This window comes from Streptomyces sp. NRRL B-24085 (genome assembly GCF_001282115.1).
GTDB lineage: Bacteria > Actinomycetota > Actinomycetes > Streptomycetales > Streptomycetaceae > Streptomyces.
Window position 1 is genome coordinate 1 of sequence record NZ_LJBR01000610.1, and the last position, 2756, is coordinate 2756.

The window sequence follows — 2756 nt, forward strand, 5'->3', positions numbered from 1 at the left end:
GCCCCCAGGGGCTCCGCCCCCGGACCCCCGCTCCTCAAACGCCGGAGGGGCTGGATTGTGTGCTACTGCTGGGGGTGGTGTGCCGGGATCTCCGGCAGGTCGCCCGTGGTCTCGTAGGTGGACAGCATGTCGATGCGGCGCTGGTGGCGCTCGTCGCCGGAGAACGGGGTGCCGAGGAAGGTCTCGACGAACTTCGTCGCCTCCTCGGTGGAGTGCATCCGGGCGCCCACCGCGACGACGTTGGCGTTGTTGTGCTGGCGGCCCAGCGCCGCGGTCTCCTCGCTCCAGGCGAGAGCCGCCCGGACGCCCTTGACCTTGTTCGCCGCGATCTGCTCGCCGTTGCCGGAGCCGCCGATCACGATGCCGAGGGAGTTGGCGTCGGCGGCGGTGCGCTCGGCGGCGCGGAGGCAGAACGGCGGGTAGTCGTCCTGGGCGTCGTAGATGTGGGGGCCGCAGTCCACCGGGTCGTGGCCGGCCGCCTTGAGCCAGTCGACGAGGTGGTTCTTGAGTTCGAAGCCCGCATGGTCGGAGCCGAGATACACGCGCATGGGACGAGTGTGACACGGCTGTTTCAGGGCAGCAGCCCCGGGTGTCCGCCAGGGAAACCATCAGTACGGCATTGGAACCTCAAGGAAACCTCAAGTAACGATCTGGATTCAAAGGTTCACGAATTCCTTTGCCTCCGTTTCACTGGACCGACCCGTACACCGCTCGTACGAAGATCCCCACACCCGGCACGAAGGAATTCCCCGTATGACTGGTCTCCAGGCCGGACTCAAGAACCGTCACCTCTCGATGATCGCCATCGGCGGTGTCATCGGAGCGGGCCTCTTCGTGGGCTCCAGCTCCGGTATCGCCACCGCCGGACCCGGCATCCTGCTGTCGTACGCCCTCGTCGGCACGCTGGTCGTCCTCGTGATGCGGATGCTCGGTGAGATGTCCGCCGCGAATCCGAACTCCGGCTCCTTCTCGGCGCACGCCGACCGGGCCCTCGGACGCTGGGCCGGTTTCTCCATCGGCTGGCTGTACTGGTTCTTCTGGGTCGTCGTCCTCGCCGTCGAGGCGACCGCCGGCGCCAAGATCCTCGAAGGGTGGATACCCGCCGTACCGCAGTGGGGGTGGGCGCTGATCGTGATGGTGGTGCTGACCGCCACCAACCTGGTCTCGGTCGGCTCCTACGGCGAGTTCGAGTTCTGGTTCGCCGGGATCAAGGTCGTGGCCATCGGCGCGTTCATCGTCATCGGCCTGCTCGCGGTGTTCGGCGTCCTGCCGGGCGTCGACGCCGACCAGGCGAGCCTGTCCAACCTGACCGACCACGGCGGTTTCCTGCCCAACGGGCCCGGCGCGATCCTCACCGGTGTGCTGCTCGTCGTCTTCTCCTTCATGGGCAGCGAGATCGCCACGCTCGCGGCCGGTGAGTCGGAGGACCCGCAGCGGGCCGTCACCAAGTCGACCAACAGCATCATCTGGCGGATCGCGGTCTTCTACCTCGGCTCGATCTTCGTCGTGGTCACCCTGCTGCCCTGGGACTCCAAGTCCATCCAGGACGACGGCTCCTACGTCGCCGCGCTCGACTCCCTCGGGATCGCGCACGCCGGCCAGATCATGAACTTCATCGTGCTGACGTCGGTGCTGTCCTGCCTGAACTCCGGCCTGTACACGGCCTCCCGGATGGCGTTCTCGCTCGGCGAGCGGGGAGACGCGCCGAAGGCGTTCGCCCGGGTCAACGGCCGGGGTGTGCCGATGGCCGCGATCCTCGCGTCGGTGGTGTTCGGCTTCGTCGCCGTGTTCTTCAACTACCTCTCCCCCGACAAGATCTTCCTCTTCCTCGTCAACTCCTCCGGTGCGGTGGCCCTGTTCGTGTGGCTGGTCATCTGCTTCTCGCAGCTGCGGATGCGGAAGATCATCCAGGCCGAGGCGCCGGAGAAGCTGGTCGTGAAGATGTGGCTGTACCCGTATCTGACCTGGGCGACGGCCGCGTTGATCGTGTTCGTCCTCGGCTACATGCTGACCGACACCGAGCACGACGGGCGGGAGACCGTGCTGCTGTCGCTGCTCGTCGCCGCGGTGGTGCTGGTCATCGCCGTGGTGAAGGAGAAGGCCGGACGCGGCCGGGCGGGTGCCGCCCCCGCGGGCGAGACGACCGACAAGGTCTCCGTCGGCTGAACAGACGTGTGAGCGGGGCCCCGTGGCGTGTGCCGCGGGGGCCCTTCCCGTGTCCGCCGGACGGTACGGCTCACAGGACGGTGAAGCTCTCCTTCACCTCTTCGTACGTCTCCAGGGCCCGCTCCTCGGTGTCCGGCTGGTACCAGGTGTTGATCTGGTACGACTTGTCGCCGGCGTTGAAGCCGAGCAGTCGGGCGTGCCAGGGGACGCCGTCGAGGGTGAAGGTGTACTCCCAGACGACCGCGGGGTGATCGCGGAACGTCGTCTCCTCCAGGCGGATCTTGCGGTAGTCCTGGCCCTGGTGGGCGTTCTGCTCGGAGGTCCTCCACGTCTCCATCAGATCGCCCCGGGCGAGGGAGGACTTGGCCGCGAGCTCCTGCTTCCCGTCGGGCGAGGTGTAGTGGACCTCGGCACCCGTCTTCACGTCCCGCCGCCAGCCGGTGGGGGTGGCCCACGCGAATCCGCCGGCCTCCTCGTGCGCGCCCGGCGGGAGCGAACGGGGGCGGGAGGTGCCCTCGACGGTGGAGGACGGGGTGCCGCCGGGGGTGGAGCCCCCGGATTCCGGGGCCGAGGCGGAGGTGGACGAGGAC

General features: G+C 68.1%; 2 protein-coding genes and 1 pseudogene. 1 reads left to right on the forward strand and 2 read right to left on the reverse strand.

The annotated features are described in order from the left end of the window. Nucleotides 1-62: 62 nt before the first annotated feature. The gene (locus AOJ26_RS40230) at nucleotides 63-548 is read right to left on the reverse strand and encodes a ribose-5-phosphate isomerase (protein ID WP_053853282.1); all 486 of its coding nucleotides are present in this window, start codon (nucleotides 546-548) and stop codon (nucleotides 63-65) included. 205 nt (nucleotides 549-753) lie between these two features. Between AOJ26_RS40230 and AOJ26_RS40235 the strand changes: the two genes are divergently transcribed. After that, on the forward strand, nucleotides 754-2166 hold the full coding sequence (locus AOJ26_RS40235) for an amino acid permease (RefSeq protein WP_053853283.1): 1413 nt from the start codon (nucleotides 754-756) through the stop codon (nucleotides 2164-2166). Between the two features lie 70 nt (nucleotides 2167-2236). Here AOJ26_RS40235 and AOJ26_RS40240 read toward each other — a convergent pair. Further along, a pseudogene (locus tag AOJ26_RS40240) lies at nucleotides 2237-2756 on the reverse strand (serine/threonine protein kinase); the annotation flags it as partial.

Bases quoted from the DNA above. Each gene is read 5' to 3' on its own strand.
- AOJ26_RS40235 (WP_053853283.1), top strand. From the start codon at position 754: ATGACTGGTCTCCAGGCCGGACTCAAGAACCGTCACCTCTCGATGATC.
- AOJ26_RS40230 (WP_053853282.1), bottom strand. From the start codon at position 548: ATGCGCGTGTATCTCGGCTCCGACCATGCGGGCTTCGAACTCAAGAAC.